This is a genomic window from Citrobacter sp. TBCS-14, from assembly GCF_005280805.1.
In the GTDB taxonomy this organism is placed as follows: Bacteria; Pseudomonadota; Gammaproteobacteria; order Enterobacterales; family Enterobacteriaceae; genus Citrobacter; species Citrobacter gillenii.
This window is the reverse complement of sequence record NZ_SZWM01000629.1, coordinates 1-247: the sequence shown is the minus strand read 5'-3', so window position 1 is coordinate 247 and position 247 is coordinate 1. Positions and strand designations below refer to the sequence as shown.

The window sequence follows — 247 nt, the reverse complement described above, 5'->3', positions numbered from 1 at the left end:
TGTTGTGCCTGTTGCAACAACCTGGTCATATGCGGGTTATACACGCATTCGGTCACCAGCAGTTCCGGGCGAAGCAGGGAAACGTCGGTCACAATAGATTCGTTATCCAGCGGTTTCATGCCGACTTTCGTGCCGTTGGTCAAAATATCCGCGCTGGCGAGTGCCTCGGCAAATGCCTGTCGATCGGCAAGGTCGATCACGGTGACAACGCAGTCGGTGTTTTCATTAACACGTTTAGCGAATGCCT

Annotated in this window: 1 pseudogene; it reads right to left on the bottom strand. The window is 53.0% G+C overall.

What is annotated here, in order from left to right:
* Nucleotides 1–247 (bottom strand): annotated as a pseudogene (locus tag FDX22_RS20330) (quinate/shikimate dehydrogenase); the annotation flags it as partial.